At 33.1% G+C, this 16,800-nt stretch carries 15 protein-coding genes; 5 read left to right on the forward strand and 10 right to left on the reverse strand.

All coding sequences use genetic code 11. The annotated features are described in order from the left end of the window. Window position 1: 1 nt before the first annotated feature. Window positions 2–2,029, forward strand: a complete 2,028-nt coding sequence (gene priA, locus NZ853_01505) for a primosomal protein N' (protein ID MCS7204354.1) — start codon at window positions 2–4, stop codon at window positions 2,027–2,029. Window positions 2,030–2,129: 100 nt separating this feature from the next. Here priA and NZ853_01510 read toward each other — a convergent pair whose 3' ends face one another. The 4 genes from NZ853_01510 to NZ853_01525 are packed head-to-tail and all read right to left on the reverse strand — an operon-like array spanning window position 2,130 to window position 5,068. After that, window positions 2,130–2,777, reverse strand: coding sequence for a Crp/Fnr family transcriptional regulator (locus NZ853_01510; protein ID MCS7204355.1), 648 nt, complete (start codon window positions 2,775–2,777; stop codon window positions 2,130–2,132). Window position 2,778: 1 nt separating this feature from the next. After that, entirely contained in the window at window positions 2,779–3,855 is a 1,077-nt protein-coding gene (locus tag NZ853_01515; protein MCS7204356.1) for a cyclic nucleotide-binding domain-containing protein, read from the reverse strand. A gap of 14 nt (window positions 3,856–3,869) precedes the next feature. After that, window positions 3,870–4,139, reverse strand: a complete 270-nt coding sequence (locus NZ853_01520; GenBank protein ID MCS7204357.1) for a hypothetical protein — start codon at window positions 4,137–4,139, stop codon at window positions 3,870–3,872. Window positions 4,140–4,159: 20 nt separating this feature from the next. Beyond that, the gene (locus NZ853_01525) at window positions 4,160–5,068 is read right to left on the reverse strand and encodes an amidohydrolase family protein (GenBank protein MCS7204358.1); all 909 of its coding nucleotides are present in this window, start codon (window positions 5,066–5,068) and stop codon (window positions 4,160–4,162) included. Window positions 5,069–5,411: 343 nt separating this feature from the next. On the opposite strand from NZ853_01525, the gene hemW reads away from it, so the two are divergent. Then, window positions 5,412–6,599, forward strand: coding sequence for a radical SAM family heme chaperone HemW (gene hemW, locus NZ853_01530; protein MCS7204359.1), 1,188 nt, complete (start codon window positions 5,412–5,414; stop codon window positions 6,597–6,599). Here hemW and NZ853_01535 read toward each other — a convergent pair. The 4 genes from NZ853_01535 to NZ853_01550 all read right to left on the reverse strand — a co-directional run bounded on the left by NZ853_01535 (window position 6,589) and on the right by NZ853_01550 (window position 11,947). Beyond that, window positions 6,589–8,001, reverse strand: a complete 1,413-nt coding sequence (locus tag NZ853_01535; GenBank protein MCS7204360.1) for an MBOAT family protein — start codon at window positions 7,999–8,001, stop codon at window positions 6,589–6,591. The two genes, hemW and NZ853_01535, sit on opposite strands and share 11 nt — an antisense overlap. A gap of 66 nt (window positions 8,002–8,067) precedes the next feature. Beyond that, window positions 8,068–9,174: a hypothetical protein gene (locus NZ853_01540; GenBank protein ID MCS7204361.1), complete on the reverse strand. Its 1,107-nt coding sequence runs from the start codon at window positions 9,172–9,174 to the stop codon at window positions 8,068–8,070. A 32-nt stretch (window positions 9,175–9,206) separates the two neighbouring features. Beyond that, the gene (locus NZ853_01545) at window positions 9,207–10,106 is read right to left on the reverse strand and encodes a 50S ribosomal protein L11 methyltransferase (protein MCS7204362.1); all 900 of its coding nucleotides are present in this window, start codon (window positions 10,104–10,106) and stop codon (window positions 9,207–9,209) included. Next, the gene (locus NZ853_01550; protein MCS7204363.1) at window positions 10,106–11,947 is read right to left on the reverse strand and encodes a hypothetical protein; all 1,842 of its coding nucleotides are present in this window, start codon (window positions 11,945–11,947) and stop codon (window positions 10,106–10,108) included. Before NZ853_01550 ends, NZ853_01545 begins: the two co-directional genes overlap by 1 nt. 63 nt (window positions 11,948–12,010) lie before the next feature. Here NZ853_01550 and NZ853_01555 point away from each other — a divergent pair, with 63 nt between their 5' ends. Genes NZ853_01555 through NZ853_01565 form a run of 3 tightly spaced genes read left to right on the forward strand, consistent with a single transcriptional unit; the run spans window position 12,011 to window position 15,843 of the window. Next, window positions 12,011–12,364 (forward strand): nucleotidyltransferase domain-containing protein, encoded by a 354-nt coding sequence (locus NZ853_01555; protein ID MCS7204364.1) that lies wholly within the window; start codon window positions 12,011–12,013, stop codon window positions 12,362–12,364. A gap of 5 nt (window positions 12,365–12,369) precedes the next feature. Next, window positions 12,370–13,515: a ribonuclease H-like domain-containing protein gene (locus NZ853_01560; GenBank protein MCS7204365.1), complete on the forward strand. Its 1,146-nt coding sequence runs from the start codon at window positions 12,370–12,372 to the stop codon at window positions 13,513–13,515. Window positions 13,516–13,521: 6 nt separating this feature from the next. After that, window positions 13,522–15,843, forward strand: coding sequence for a DEAD/DEAH box helicase (locus tag NZ853_01565; GenBank protein MCS7204366.1), 2,322 nt, complete (start codon window positions 13,522–13,524; stop codon window positions 15,841–15,843). On the opposite strand, the gene NZ853_01570 is transcribed toward NZ853_01565, so the two are convergent. Together NZ853_01570 and NZ853_01575 are read right to left on the reverse strand one after the other, a co-directional pair. Beyond that, window positions 15,820–16,311 carry an NYN domain-containing protein gene (locus NZ853_01570; GenBank protein MCS7204367.1) on the reverse strand — a complete coding sequence of 164 codons (492 nt, stop codon included), beginning with the start codon at window positions 16,309–16,311 and terminating at the stop codon, window positions 15,820–15,822. The genes NZ853_01565 and NZ853_01570 overlap by 24 nt on opposite strands. Continuing rightward, window positions 16,274–16,771 carry a pyridoxamine 5'-phosphate oxidase family protein gene (locus NZ853_01575; protein MCS7204368.1) on the reverse strand — a complete coding sequence of 166 codons (498 nt, stop codon included), beginning with the start codon at window positions 16,769–16,771 and terminating at the stop codon, window positions 16,274–16,276. Before NZ853_01575 ends, NZ853_01570 begins: the two co-directional genes overlap by 38 nt. Window positions 16,772–16,800 lie beyond the last annotated feature (29 nt).

Raw genomic sequence — 16,800 nt, forward strand, 5'->3', positions numbered from 1 at the left:
AATGTTTAAGATTGCGAAAGTGGTTTTTCCTTACCCCATTGAAGAAGAATATGATTACATCATTCCCACTTCTTTACAGGAACAGACCGAAGTAGGAAAAAGAGTCGAAGTAGAACTAAAAACTCGAATAGAAGAAGGAATGGTGATTTCTACTTACGAAATAAGTTTTTTAGACCCAACCACCAAGTATAAAGAAATCCAAAAGGTTTTGGATTCATTTCCCATTATCAATCAAGAACAGATTCAGCTTTCCTATTGGATGGCTGATTATTACTTGTGTGAGGTAGGCGAAGCTCTTGATAAAATGTATCCTAAACCGTGTAAACTCACCCAAAAAGATTTAAAAGAAATACAAAAACAAACAGTTGAAACAATACACACAGAAAATCTTGTCTCTTTGTCAGAGGAACAAAAAACGGTTTTTGAAGACATCCAAAAAACCCTCGATATTCAAAAACCATCACTACATCTGATTCATGGTATTACGGGTTCAGGGAAAACGGAAATCTATCTTTACCTGATTGTAGAAGTATTAAAACGAAATAAAGGAGTCCTTTTTTTGGTTCCCGAAATCAGCATCACAGTCCAAATGATCCAAAGAGTTCGAAAGATTGTTGGTAATCATCTATCAATCCTACATTCAAACTTAACTGATAAAGAACGCTTCAAAGAGTACGTGAAAATTCTTAATCAAAAAGCTCCAGTTGTTTTAGGAACGAGATCAGCGGTTTTTGCTCCAATATCAAACTTAGGACTAATTATCATCGATGAAGAACATGACTCATCTTATCGAGAACATAGTCATCCACGATACGACGCAAAAGAAGTAGCAAGAAAGAGAAGCGAATTGAATCGCATTCCTCTTGTTTTGGGTTCTGCAACACCAAGAATAGAAATACGATATGAAACCCAAAAATACAATCATCAAGAGATAAATGAAACTACTTATCGTCTTCATTTTTTGAAAAAAAGAATCTTGGGGAGACTACCAGAAGTTTACCTCATTGAGCGAGAGAACTCCGATCAGCCAATCAGTAATCAACTTCTGAATGAAATAGAAATCAATGCGAAGAATAAAAAACAAACTTTAATTTTATTGAATCGAAGAGGCTATCATCCTTATCTTTATTGTAAGAATTGTAAAAAGAATATATCTTGTCCCAACTGTTCGATTTCTTTAAGTTTACATAAAGAACACGATGGGTTTAGTCTAAAGTGTCATTATTGCAACCACCAACAACTTGCTATACAAAGATGTCCTGATTGTGGAGGTAAACTTATCAAGTTAGGAACTGGAATTCAGAAAGTAGAAGAGTTTCTTTTGCGTGTTTTCCCGAATTTGAGGATTGAAAGATTAGATACCGATGTCATCCATCGAGAGAAAGTGTTGAATCAGGTCATTCAAGAATTTATTGATGGAAAGATTGATATTTTAACTGGAACTCAAATGATATCCAAAGGAATCGATGCTCCAAATCTGAGTTTAGTGGGAGTTCTCCAAGCCGATGCAGGTTTGTACTTGTCAGATTATCGTTCTTCAGAAAGAACGTTTTCTCTTCTGGTTCAAGTAGCAGGAAGATCAGGAAGACGAGATAACTCAGGGAGAGTCTTTTTAGAAGTGATGGATAAAGATAACTTTTACATCCAGTGGGCATTAAAACAGGACTATGAATCTTTTTACAAATGGGAGTTGAGTTTACGAAAAGAATTTCATTACCCTCCTTTCGTTCGTTTGATTCGACTTCTGGTTCGTTCTTCTTCGAAGGAAAGAAGCCTAAAGTTCATACGACTTCTTTCTGAACACATAGAATCAATTAAAAGAAAAAATGGAAATCTCTATGAAATCGTTGGTCCTTCGCCAGCTCCTATTTTTAGATTACATGACAAGTATAGATATCACGTTTTGATAAAGACACAAGAATTCCATCAGACAATAAACCAACTAAAGGATACCATCAAAAATTTTAAAAAAAAGTTATCAGGTGAAAGTTACTTAGAGATAGAAATCGATCCCATTGATATTTTTTGATGAAATGTTCAATTTATATAAAATGAATTCTAATGCTATTTTTACAAAATATTTCGTGAAGAAATGATTTATATATAAAGGGTGTTTTAACCTTGAAGGATTATTTCTTTCGAAAAGATTTGACTTTGGTTTGAACAAAACGTTGTAGTTCTCTTAAATTGGGTATCACAATCTTATCAGCGTAGAGCTCAATCTTTCCTTGTTTTACTAAGGACATTACAATAGAATTAACTTCTGACATTGGTAAACCGCTCCAGTTTGCTACATCATCTATTGTGACATGTAAAGATATAGAGTTTTTTTGTAGTGCAATAGGTTCATTCTCTGTTAGCATTAAAAAAACATCAATTACTCTCACGGTAGGATCTTCAATAAGTAGATTCTTTAGTCTTCTTTTGGCATCATAAATTCTTTTTGCAAAGAGCACAAGCAAATTGAAAACTAATTGTGGTTGTTTCTGAATTAAAACTTCGAAACTTTCTTTGTCAAATTCTAAGGCTTTCACTTCTGTAATGGCGATTGCAGAAGCACTCCTTGGTTCTTCTTCTAATAGTGCCATTTCTCCAAAGATGCTACCTTCTTCTACAACATCTAAGGTTTTCTGAGTTTTTCCAAAAATTTTGATGATTTTGACTTTTCCTTTTAGAATGATAAAAAGACTTCTACCTGGTTCCCATTCGCTAAAGATCATCTCACCAGGTTTAAAGGTTCTTCCGTATTTTTGAAATAGAATTTCATTAACTTCCATTCTACTGACTCTCTAAATATTCTAACCTTCTTTTTGCTTGTTTTGTTATGTCGTCTAATGGTTTAAACATTAAAACTTTTTTATAAAACATTTTAGCTTTTTGTAAATCCTTTAGGATTTCGAATATAATTCCAATCTGAAATAATACATTTTTTACATGTTTTCCATCTGGATAGTCTTTTATATATTGTAGTAGAAACTCTAAACCTGATTTGTAATTTTTCATTAAAGTCAATAACCTACCTTTTTGATATAAGAGTTCTTCATTTGCGTTTTCTTGGGCTTTGATGCTTGGAAGGTCTTCATTTTCTAATAAGAAATCATAGGCTTCCTTGATTTGATTATTAGATATGAAATGTTCAATTTTATTTATTATGTCTTCTAAGGATACTTTTGTTTCTTCTTTTTTGGGAGTGGTATCAATATCAGGAATTTGGAATAGATCATCTTCAATGGTTCTTAAATTATCCTCGTTGGTACTTTCAGCCTGTTCATATTCTTTGTTGATCAAATAATCTTCTAAACTTGGGATATTTGATGGGTAGGACTCACCTTTTCTTGCTTTTGTAAGTAAAAACTCAGCACGTTCTCTGAATTTCCCTTTGGGATTGTAATATAAATATTTTTCATATACATATTCAGCTCTATCAATATTCCCAGCTCTATGGAAGGACTCCCCTACATTCATTAACTCATATTCAGGATTTTTTACGCTATCTGCCTTCAAGATTTCACGTATTTTTGCATGGATTTGGCGTAACTCCCTCGAGAAAACTTTCGACATTTGAAGAACAAGACGAGTATTGCTTAGTGCTAATTTTTGAAATTCTTCCAAGCTTAAAATCACAACACGAGCACTCCCAACGACTTGGGCTGTTTCTTCTCTTGGATACTTTCCTAATGCGGATTTTACACCAAAAAACTCACCAACTTTGACTATATACTTTTCTTCTTTACTTCCATCTAATGAATTATAAATCAAAATAACTTGTCCTGATTGTAATAAATATATCTTATCACTTTTATCACCTTCAAAGTAGATGACAGCTCCTCTCGAATATTCTTTTATAGTTGGCATATTTTATATTTCTTTTATATTTCTATAGGTAAAAAATGAAAATTGACTTTTTTGTTTAGCTTATAAAAAATTTCTTGCATTTTTTTTGTAAAACCTTTTTTGATGATACGAACACTTTGTTTTACCTTGACTTCTTCATAGGGAACATTCAGAAATTGGAAGAGCTTCTCAAAATCTTTTATCCCATATAAAGGGTTTCCATTCTTTACAATTAGGATTATATCTCCTTCATCGAGTTTCCAAATGAAATCGTGATCTTTTGGCGAGATTACATTCAAGATCATGAAGGTTGCTTCTGCGGTTTCTAAAAACTTTTTTTTTTATCCAAAAAAAACATCTTGATTGGATTTTCTAATAACATCTGAAAAATCATCTTGGAGTCTGGTATATACTTTTTAGCAACTCGAATGGTGGAGAACAAATTTGTATTTCCATGCATGGCGCTTCCTGTTCCCAGCCCAACTAAAATGTTATGTTGCAGAATTTTCTGGATTGGAGCTGTTTGATGGAAGATGTATTCGTTTACTTCAGGACACCAAACAAAACTGCAATTATAATGAGCAATTATTTCTATATCTTCATCAGTAAGGGATATTCCATGTATCAAAACTGTGTGTTCATCCAAAACTCCCATTTGTTCCAAAATTTTTATAGAATCTTTACTTTCTCGATCGAAACCTTCGCTTACTTTAATAAGAAAAGGAACATTATTTCGTTGTGCATACTCGAATTCTTCTTTTATTCCTTTTCCCCAGTTTAATGAATAACTTACAGGTGAATGAGATATTCCAAAATCAGGAAGCAAATCAATGTCTAGTTCATCCAGCAGATCTTCGAAAACAAATTTGGGGATAGGATCCACAACAAAAGTTACACCACTGAAGATGTTTTTATAACTTCCCAAGAAATACAAATCTTCTTTCTCCAATAACATTCTTTCTTCAAAGAGCTTCGATGATTTTACTTCATTATCCCACATATACCAATTGTGGTAAGGAGATTTTTTACTTTCGTATTTTACATAAGTTGCCAATAAATTATCAAAACTATTGATAAAAGTTGGCATGATCACTCTTCCATGTAAGTTGATACTTACTTCAGGATGATTGTGAAGACCAAAGAGAATTTCATCCGACACAATTGTAAATTCGACATCTTTTAAGATACTATTGCCATCCACATATGTGCCATTGTAAATTCTCCATGCTCGCATTTTAAATAATTTTCGGTTTTAAAAATACTGAGATGGAATAATTATATTTAGAATTTTATTACGTAAAATAAATTTTTTATCAAAGAACAAATCCTATTTGCTTACTAATTGCAATTATGCTTTGTGAGATTTTTGATTTTGTAAATTAACTTATGTAGACTTCGAGGAAAACAGATTTCGTTTTACCTGTGATTTAGGTATATCTAGATTTTTCTTTTTATTCTGGACATATTCTTTGCTATGTTTGAGCAGGATTTATCGATGCTTTTGAAGTTTTCATTGAGATTTTCGTCTGAAATCGGCTTGACTATGAAACAAGGAGAACATCAAAATAAACAATATTATGCCTGCAATCGAAAGGCAACCTGATCTCTTAGGGGTTTACATCCATTTTCCTTTTTGTATCCAAAAATGTCATTATTGTGATTTCTATTCTCTGAGTATAAGAGAAGTCAACTGTTCAATAGATGAGATAGAAAAACTTTTTGTCAAAAGGATCATAGAAGAATTGAAATTTCGTCTTTCTTATTTTGAACACTACAAACAAGTAAACACAATTTATTTCGGAGGTGGCACATCATCGTTTCTATCTCCGAATTCTATTGAAATGATATTAAATGAAATTTCAAAATATTATTCTTTTGTATCTTCTTGTGAAATTACTGTAGAGGGAAATCCTGAGCATTTCCATCAAAAGGAATATCTTCAATCATTAAAAAAAATTAGTATAACTCGCATCAATGTGGGTATCCAAACGAAAAATCAATCTTTTTTAAAAGAAATGAATCGCTATTTTGATTATAAACATTATGAGGTGGTTTTAGAAAGAGTGGCAAATCAATTTGATAACTGGGGAATTGATCTTATATATGGTTATCCCAATCAGAACTTCGAGGAATTTATCGAAGATTTAAACTGGGTTCTTTCATATCCCGTCAAACACTTATCTTTGTATGCTTTGACATTAGAAAAGGGTACTCCTTACGAAAATTTGGTAAGGCAAAAAAAACTTCTCCCACCAAATGAACTCTTGCAAGAAGAAATTTTTCTCAAACTACCAGAACTTTTGAAGTCAAGAAAGTTTTATCCTTACGAAATTTCGAACTATTCTTTGAAAGGTTATGAATGTCGTCATAATTTACGCTATTGGTTATATGAACCTTATTTGGGGTTAGGACCCTCAGCTCATGGTTTTAATGGCACTTATCGTTATAACAATTTTCGGAATTGGGATAGGTGGTTGACTTCTTTTTCTGAGCAGTATATCAAGCATGAGCCTGAAAAAGAAATAGCCATCACAATATTTCGACTCCTCATTCCGATTTCTATGAAGTGGATAGCTCAAATCACAAACAAATTTGATTTATTTTATCAATTTTTTCAACAATTAGAACTCCAAAGAAAAGGATATTTCCTCAAAAATGGAGAAGAATTGTATTTTCAATGGAACTACCAAGAAACCATCATGCTTAATGACATCCTAATAGAATTCTTTGATCTTATAGAAAAAGAAGCTACAACTAAAAGTTAAAGTAAATAAACACACCACCTACATCAGAATAAAAATACAAAAGATAAGAAATAACAAAGCTTCCCAATAAAATCAGAAGTATTTGTAGTGATGTATTTTGATAGATTTTATCTTTGATTCTTCTATCATATTGCAAGTAGTTCAAAAGTAAGCCAATCAGTATCAATACGCTGATGGTTTCAAAAGAAACCATAGGATTACCTTCAGGTAATAAAAACATGCCTTTGAGAATTAACAAAGCCTTGTCAAGAGTTGGTGTCGCAAAGAAAACCCCAATTACGATGAACATAGTCAACGTCAAAATTCGCTTCAAAAGACTAAAAAAGAAATTTTTAGGGAGTTCAATGGGAACGTGAAGTTGTACCCAACGTTCAATAGAGAGATATACTCCCATGAGGGTTCCCCAAATCAGCATATTCCATGTAGCTCCATGCCATAAACCTGCTAAACTCATGGTGATGATCAAATTCACGTAAGTTCGCAACTCACCCCCTTTAGAACCACCTAAGGGTATAAAAACATAATCCCGTAGCCAACTCGACAGAGTGATGTGCCACCGATTCCACAACTCAGAAATAGAACTTGCAATTAGAGGTCCTTGAAAGTTCTCTGGTAATTCATATCCTAAAAGTTTTGACATTCCTCTCGCCATATCTGTATAGCCTGAGAAATCCGCATAAACTTGTATCGCAAATCCAAACATCACAATCCAGTAATTTATTCCGTCATAGTATTCTGGTCTATACCAAACATCTGCTGAATGATAACCAATCACATCCGCTATAAGAACTTTTTTCAAAACACCTTGTAAGATCAAAAGTATGCCAATATAGATGTTTGTTGTAGAAAATTTAGGTTGATCAATCTGAGGGATAAAGTCCTTTGCTCTAAGTATGGGACCTGCAACAAACTGAGGGAAAAACATGATAAAAATTATAAATTTTCTAAATGAAATCTTTTCTGTGATGGTATTTCGATAACAATCAACAACAAAAGCAATGATCTGAAATGTATAAAAACTAATAGCTATGGGTAAAACAATTTCAATCTGAAAGTCCCTAATCAAATTTTCCTTGATGTTGATCCAGTATTCGTTTTGAAGAATATAGCCCACTCCACTTGCGAATAGATAAAAATACTTAAAAAACGCTAAAACTGAAATATCCAAGACAAGAATCAACCAAAGGACTTTTTTGTTTTTGTGGTTCAGAAGATAAATAGCAAAAAAATAGTTAATGACACTCAATCCCAGAAACATCAAAAAGAATGGGATAGAATACCAAAGATAGAAAAGAAAACTCGTTAATAAAATCAAGTAGTGTTTACCTTTTGTTGGGACGATCCAATAGAAAATATAGAATAAAATAAAAAGTAAAAGAAAAATCGTAGAGTGGAAGAGCATTCATGGATAAAACTTGGCTTTTCAATTACAAGTCAAATGATAAATTCTATGATTGAAGAAATCTAATTACAAGGCAATACGAATTCCTGCACTAGCGCTATAATTGTCTTTAGTTCCTTTTGCATCAATGAAAATCTTTAGAAGAGGAATATTTAGCTCAAACCCTGCCGATAAGTAAGTAAGCTGATTTCGCTTTGTTTTTCCTTCTCCATTAATCACTAACCCTAAATTTGCATTAGGTGGTTCAATCCCAAAAAGCTTTAACAGATCACTTTCAACAACTACGGGTCCAAATCGTTGAAAGATGATATCCGAAGAACCTTTTACCCATGCATGACCGACTCCAACTGAAAATCGAAATAGATATAAAAGTTGTATCCCCGTTCGGATATCTATTGTATAGACATTTATTTTGCTACTGTAAGCCGCTTCGTTATCAGCTCTCCAAATCACATCCACTTTATCAGTTGCATTAAATACGAAACGATGATTTTTGCGAACATATTCTATGCTTTGATTTACGTTATGATAACCAATGCCTAATGATATTCCAGAGAATCCCAACAACCAATTGGTATCCGTATTTCCTTCAATGAGATGATACCTCAAGTCAGCTCCCCAAGTTTTACTTTTGACTTCCCATGCTTCGTTCTTTCTTGTCGCATTTGCTTTTTCATCATCAAAAACAGCATTTAGATAACTTACAAAAATATCAAATCGATGGGGAGAATACCATTTTAGATTAATTGGTTTCGGATCACCACTGAATAAATAGCCAACGTTAAAACCAATAAAAGCATTCGGCACTAATCCAACTCCTTTTGAAGGAACATCTTCTATTACTCCATAGTTTGGGACTCGAATATCAATTTTTCTTAACTTTGTTTCTGATAAAATAACATTAATTCCAATCGTAAATTCTTGTAAGTTTACAATTCCACTCGGTATTGTATTAACCATTGTATAGATATTTGCAGTAGACATATCTGATAAAAATTCATTTATGTATTGGGTTCTCAGGGATTGAAATGCATTGGTTAATTCTACTGAGTCTAATGGTAATAACGAACAGCCATTTCCAACGCAATAAAACTGCCCTTTGATTTCCTGTATGGGAAGAAACAAAAAGGCTATTATCAAACTAACCATAAGCTTTAATTTTATTTTTTTCATGGTCTGCTCCTTAATTTTTATGACAATTTGCATCATATTTTTTGCCATTTTTTTAATTCAATCAAAACCCATTCTTCTCTGAATTGGATTTGCGTAGGCATATAAACATTAGAAAACAAATCTATGATTTCTTGGGTTTGATTTTCATGAATTCCAGATATTACGAGACAATTAGTCTGGTATCTCTTGATATAGCTTTCATACCTAAAAAATACAGGTAGAGATAGGTTTGCTAATATCACGTCGTATTTTTTATCCAATAGTTCATCATTGTCCCAACTACTAGTAAATAAAAAAGTTCTATTTCGAAGTTCGGAAGAAGGATCATTGTGCTTTATATTCATGAAGGTAGCATCTATAGCATTCATGTCTATATCAAAAGCATAAACGGTTTTTGCGTTTTTTTTGAGGGATGCTATGCTCAGAATTCCCGAACCACAACCAGCATCTAAGACAACGATACCTTCCTGTAGATTTTTATCAATCCATTCTAACATCAGTTGAGTTGTTGGATGCAATCCCGTTCCAAAAGCCAATCCCGGTTCGATAAAAATGGGGATAGCGTTTTCTGGAATGGAGATACTATCTTTGTGCCATATTGGAACAAGGAAAAAATTTTGAGAAACAAAAAAAGGCTGAAAAGATTGGATATAATCTTCCCAGTAATTTTCTTCTTCGATAGGATTTTCACTGATTTTATAGTTTTCTATTTTGAGCTTTGAAAATAACGTTCGTAATTCTTTCTGGGGATTTTCGTGATGGATAGGATAATAAACCGTAAAGGCAGGATCTTCTGAGTTATCTTCCTCGAAAGTAGTAAGGTAATATCCCAAGGCACCGTCGAGATCGAATGTTTCCATGTAATCGTTGAGTTTTTCTAAATCTTTTTTGCTTAGTTGAATTTTTAGTTCCCAATATTTGTATTTAACCATCAAATCATTCTTTTGTAGTGGATTTGAAATTCTTCGGGTGGTAATTCTACCTCGCCGACGTAGAGTTCTCCTTGTTCCATTTTGTAGGTCAAGGTGTATGCGGTAGCGTACGCATCTCGTATGACATCTCGAACCTTTTTGTTGTTCATCAATTTTTCTTTCTTATCGGTATGCTCCAATTGAAGAACATCATCTGGGTTAGTAATCACTTGTTGTTTTTCTTTTGTATCTTTGTATAGAGTTAATAGAATTTGAGTGCTTTTTTTTATGTAGTTTGACATTACTTTGTGGGTTTCAATAGCTGACTGGATTCTTTTTTTAGTATGAAAATCCAAACGTTTTCGATAGTCTATAGTGTTCTTATTGACATAAGGATCATTTTTTACTTCCAGATATGCTATGAAATCATTAAAATATTTTCTGAAAGAACGTTCTATAATTCGATAGCTTTCATAGAGGTTCGACATTTCTTCTTTTAGATTGATTTTTACCCCCTCTTTCCAATAAGGTTGGATTTGAATTTTATTCGTTAACAAAACGAAACCAAATTCTTCATCAAAAAAATTCAAAAATAAAAAAGAAAGAAATATTTTGTCATTTATGGGAATTAGCTTGAATTCATCTTTAGGATCGTATTTCTTTCTTAATACATCTACAGGATAGTATAATAAAAACCTTAATCCGTATTGATAAACTTTTTGATGAGCTTGATCTTTTTTATCGTCTTTGCTATCTACTTCAATATTTTGGTTTATTGTTGTTTCTTGTAAATCCTGCGGGATTTGAGCTGTATTTTCTTTTTGTTCCTCGGTTTGATACTGAGAAATTTCACTTTGAGTTGTTGGGATTTCGGTATTAGTTTCTGCTGTTTGATTTGATTTTTTTTGATCTAAATTTACGTGTTCAAAAACGACATCTTTGAAGTCCCTAATTTTTCTTGGATCCAAGAGCTCAGTTGGTGATAAATCAATTATTTCTTGAAGCAAAGGGGAATTTGATGGAACTCTTTTTTTCTCTATAAATTGTGCTAAGAGAATGAAATCCGGTAGAGCTTTATTCATTAGGATTGCCCAAGCTTCTTCTATTTTTCTTCGTTTGTTTCGATATAATTCAATTTGTTTTTGCTGGATGGATTGTTGTAAATCAATACAGCTCAAAAGAAGTTTCAAAGTTAACTCTCGAAAAAAACTCAAAACATATAATTTCCTCAAAAAATGAAACAAAGGAGTACGAATAAGATCCACAGAAACACTGCCTCCACTTTCTGAATATACAGAAGTTAGGTCTGATAATTGCTTGCGATCATATAGTAAGTTTACTCTTTTTAATAATTCCAACGAAAATGGCTGAAATTTTTTTTTGAATTCTTCAATGAACTTTGGATCCGTTAGTAGTTCGGAGGTCAAGATGTTGCTTTCTAATATGGATTTTTTGAATTCTAAGTTCAAGAAGGACATATAACTTGGTTTGATTTCATTTTTGCCAAAGTATATTATGCCCTTCAACCAGAGCTCAAGCTTTAGTAAAAAAATCGATAAGGGTGAGGATGCTTTCTTGAGGATTTCATCTCGTTCGATTTTTTCTCTTGCGATTTTCTCTGATTCTTTTTGTAAAGAATCTTGCTCATATCGTTCATAAATGGATTTCACTTCTCTTCTGTCTGATTTGTCGGTTTGGGTTCTTGTGTGGAGCAGGGTTGATTGCTCTTTTTTTACCATTTTTTCTTTTAAAACTTTCCCCCCTTTTTCTTGAAACATCTTTAGTAATTTCTTTTTTTCCTCTTCTTGAAGTTTATTCACACCAATTGCTTTTCGGGTTCGATCAAACTCAAATTCATCCATAAAAAATCCCAGTAGCTATTTTTAGAGTTTGTAAAATTCTTATCAATAAAAAAAATATCAAGCATGACAGAAAATCAAATCAAAAATCACATACGTAAATCCTTTAAAAATTTAACCAACACAGAACTCTTAGGGATTCTTTATTTTGGTTCACGAGTAAGACAAGAGGTTTCCGAAGACTCCGACTACGACATTGGCATCATTTATCGTGGCAAAACTCCTCATTTTGAGGTTCCAGAAAATTGGGATTTATTTTTATGGTCGGAAAAAAAATGGTTAAAGGGTTTTGCTCTACAAGTTGAGATTGCAAGGTATGCCAAAATTCTCTACGATCCAAAACGTATTATAAGAAAACAGTTCAAAATGATTCACGAAAAAATCTTGCCCCACTGGTTAACGTATATTAAAAAGTTTTGAGTTCTATGGATATCTCTTCGCTTTTTCAGTTTTATCAAACTCCAGAAAAGCAACCTCAAAATCCCTACGAAGAGCTCATTAGAGATTTGGAACTACAAGTTTTGGATAGTCACTTTTTTCTAAAAGAAAAAGCATTCCCGATGGAAAATCCTGAAAGGCTAAAAGAATTATTCCCCTTCAGTGGGCTTTTGGACATCAAGGGCAGATTGTTAGATATTTATCCTGAACAAATTCTATTTTTGGATTTTGAAACCTTGGGATTGAAAAGTACTTCCATGAACTTCCCAATTGTGACGGGATTAGGCTTTTATAAAGAAGGAAATTTTCATTTACGACAGTACCTTCTTTTCAACATGAGTTCAGAAGAAGAACTTTTGGAAATTCTTTTGGATTATTTTTCTCGTTTTCCGTTTTTGGCTACTTATAATGGCAAGAAGTTTGATATGCCTTTTTTGGAATCACGCTTTAGGTTTTATCAAAAAGAGTTTTCTAAAGACTTACATCACTTTGATGTTTATCATCTATGGAAAAGACTTCTTCCCAAGAACTTTCCAGATGGATTCAGTCAAAAGAACTTAGAAAGAAAGATACTGAATTATCATCGTAAAGATGACATAGAAAGCAAAAGAATCCCTGAGATTTTTTATGATTTTCTGAAATACCAACATCATGAGGAATTCCCGAAAGTCCTACAACACAACGAATGGGATGTTGTGAATTTGTTTTTTCTCTTTGTTGAAGCCTTAGACCTCATGAAGAACAAAGATCAGAATCTCAATCTACCAATTGCAAAACTCTTATTTAGAAATCAACTTTATGAGGAAGTAATTTCTTTTTTAAAAAACTATCAACCTCATGACTCCGAAGAAGAAAAACTATATCATCGTTTGTTATTTAATTCTTTTTACAAAATCAGAAATTACGAACAAGCCGCTGAATCTCTAAAAAACCTCATCACAATTGATCCCAAACCAAAAGAGATAATGATTATGATCAGAATCTTAGAAAAGAAACTTTTTCGAAACCAAGAAGCGGCAAAATATATAGAGCTCTTACTTCAATATCAACAAGCCAATCCCAACGAAAAATTCATTATCAATAGAGAAAAATTAGAAAAAAGAAAAGAAAAAAATAAGACTTATTTATTGTAGTCACATATGAAACTGCAGCAAATTCTCACGTATTTTAAAAATGATCCCTATTTTTCAAAACGCATTAAGCATATTATTGAAGTTCCACCAAAAGAGCCTGTTTTTGTTGATTTTCCCGAGGACCTAGATGAAAGTATACAGAATGCTCTAAGAAAGAGAAATATTCATAAACTTTATTACCATCAGTTTCTTTCGTATCAGTATGCCAAAGAGAATAAAAATGTTTTGATTACAACATCGACAGCATCTGGAAAAACGTTGGGATATTTTCTTCCCATCTTACAGCATAAGCTCAGGAATCCCGCTTCTCGTGTGATTTTTATGTATCCCACCAAAGCTCTCTCAAGAGATCAAGAACAATGGATGAAGTCGTTATGTGGTGATTTGGAGTTCAGGATTGGAATATATACTTACGACGGAGATACAGAAGATAACCTTAGGAAGAGGATTCGATATTCAGGAGATTTTATCATCACAAATCCCGACATGGTTCACGTGAGTATGTTGCCAAATCACAATAACCTTTGGCAGAATGTATTTGAAAACTTGGATTTTATTGTGATTGATGAAGCACATACTTATCGGGGGATTTTTGGAAGTCATTTTGCAAATCTTCTTCGAAGGTTGTTTCGGATTGCAAGTTTTTATGGAAGAGAACCAAAAATCTTTGCTGCCTCGGCAACAATAGGGAATCCAAAAGAATTCATCGAAAAACTCACAGAAAAAGAATTCGAAGTTGTTTCGGAAGACTCCTCCGAGAAAGGAAGAAAATACTTTATATTTTATGATGTTCCAAGATATGTAATAGATGAGACATCAAGGAATTTGTTCCAATTTGATGAGGAAAAAAAAGAAATTTACTTTTATGCTTCTCCTCTGAAAGAAGCTGTTAAACTCGCAGAAATTTTTGTCAAATACGAAATTCCCACCATCATCTTTGGAAAGACAAGAAAACACGTAGAACTACTGACCAATTACTTAAAGAAGCAATGCCCTGAACAAGAAGAAAAAATCCAAGCTTATCGAAGTGGGTATTTACCAGAAGAAAGAAGACAGATTGAAAGTGATCTACGTTCCAAAAAGATTGTTTGTGTCATTAGCACCAACGCTTTGGAGTTAGGCATTGATATTGGTTCATTGGAAGTTTCGATTTCTGTGGGATACCCGGGTTCTATCCATTCATTTCATCAACAAGCGGGTAGAGCTGGAAGAAAATCCGAGGTTTCTCTTTCGATTTTGATAGCATCAGAAAGTAGCATTGATCAATACATCATCAAGCATCCTGATTTTATCATGAAGAAAAATCCAGAAAGTGCACGTATCAACCCCAACAATTTATGGATAGTTTCTGAGCATATAAAATGCACTGTGGCAGAAAAGCCTTTTGTTGTGAATGAAAGTTTTGGGAAGTATCAATATGCAAAAGAAATTCTAAAACAATTAGAAAAAAATCAGCTTGTCATTCAAAAAAACGAAAGATTCTATTGGGGTACATCATTTCATCCAGCACATGCCTTTAGTTTACGAAGCGGACCCAAAAAGAACTTTACTATTATTGATACTACAACTCCAGAAAAAAAAGTCATTGGGGAAATGGATTATTACTCAGCTCCTTTGCTTTTGCATCCAGAAGCAATTTACATCCACCAGACAAAAACCTATTTTGTAGAAGAACTTGATTGGGAAAAACAGATTGCCAATGTCAAACAAATTGATACTGATTATTACACCGAAGCAGAAGAAAAGGTTCTTATCAAGCCCCTCCAAAGCGAATTAGCCAAGAACCATCAAATGATTTCAGTTTACAAAGGAGAAATCAGTATCTCATCAACTCCAATCTTGTATAAAAAGATCAAGTTCTACACAAACGAGAATGTGGGTCATGGCGTAATCCACTTACCAGAAATTACAATGCACACCCAAAGTGTTTGGTTAGTATTTGCGAGAAACTTCTTCGAGCATGAACCTTTGAGTGTTTTACTTCAATCTCTGAGTCATGCTTTGGCTTTGACTTCCACCATCATTGCCATGTTTGAGAAAAACGATCTTCGTTTTGCTTGCGAAGTCATGGATACTTACTACAATCAGCCATGTATTTATTTTTTTGACAACTTTCCGGGGGGCTTGGAAATCAGCTACGTTGTTTTGAGTAATTTTTCTTTGATCCTTGAGGAAACCATCAGAAACATTCAAACCTGCGATTGCGAAAAAGGATGTCCTGCTTGTATTGGTTTAGCTCATCAAAATTACGATGATCATAACATCAACTTCAAAACTTTAACCATTCATTACTTAGACAAAATCCTAACGCTCCTTAAAGACTTTTAGCCAATAATCAACTTCTTTTTTTGTGATCTTATCAGGCTTTTCGTTGGTTAGGGTTTTTTTGCTCGTTGTTTCTTTTAGCCAAATGTAAAATTCTTCTGAGCTCTGATAGTCATATCGATGGCTTTTGGCAAATTGTTGAATCTTTTTGTCAGAACTGATTACTTTAATTCCCGAGACGTTATTTGCTTTTTTAGCTTTGAGGAATTCCATAATTAAACTATCAGCGGAAATATCATGACCATAAAAACAATGTATCCCTTTGACGTTTTCTTGGTATGTATCATCACCTTTTTGTTTTTTCCCGTCAAAAAATACGTAGATTACTGGTTTTTTCTTCAGTTGGTTAGCAAAATAGGATAGGTATTCGATTAATCCTGTGATTGCTTTTTCTAGCTCTCGATTGTGGATGTATTCTTCTAAGTCAGTGAATTTATAAATTAAGTTGAATCCATCTATGACTAAAATCATTTTTCTGCCTCCATATTTTTTTGTATCCGAAGTAGTTTTGATTGTTTGTGAACTTTATCCAAAAAGGAAAAATTCCCCATAGATACGAAGGGATATGATGAGCCTCTGGGAATTTTTCTAAATAAAATTTGTAAATTTCACTTACTATCCATGATTTTTCTTCAAACTGAAAGATATCATTTTGTTGGATTTCTCGGGTGTTTTTGATGAGCTTGCAAACTCCAACGAGTTGAATCCCTTGAATGTTTTTTACTTCTCTCGTGTATGTGTGAACTGAAGCTGAGACAATGGAATTTTTGATGACATCTTGTGCGTGCTTTGTAGTAACATCTGATAGAAAAAAAAGTCCTTCGTGAAACAAAACATAAAAAAGTGGAGTTGAGTAGGGAGTGCTACCATCAAAAGTGGATAAAGTTAGAATAAAATGAGACGCAAGAAACGATTCAATTTCATCGTCCATTTGGATAAAATTAATTAGAAAAAGGAGTA

Source organism: Leptospiraceae bacterium (assembly GCA_025059995.1).
GTDB lineage: Bacteria > Spirochaetota > Leptospiria > Leptospirales > Leptonemataceae > SKYB61.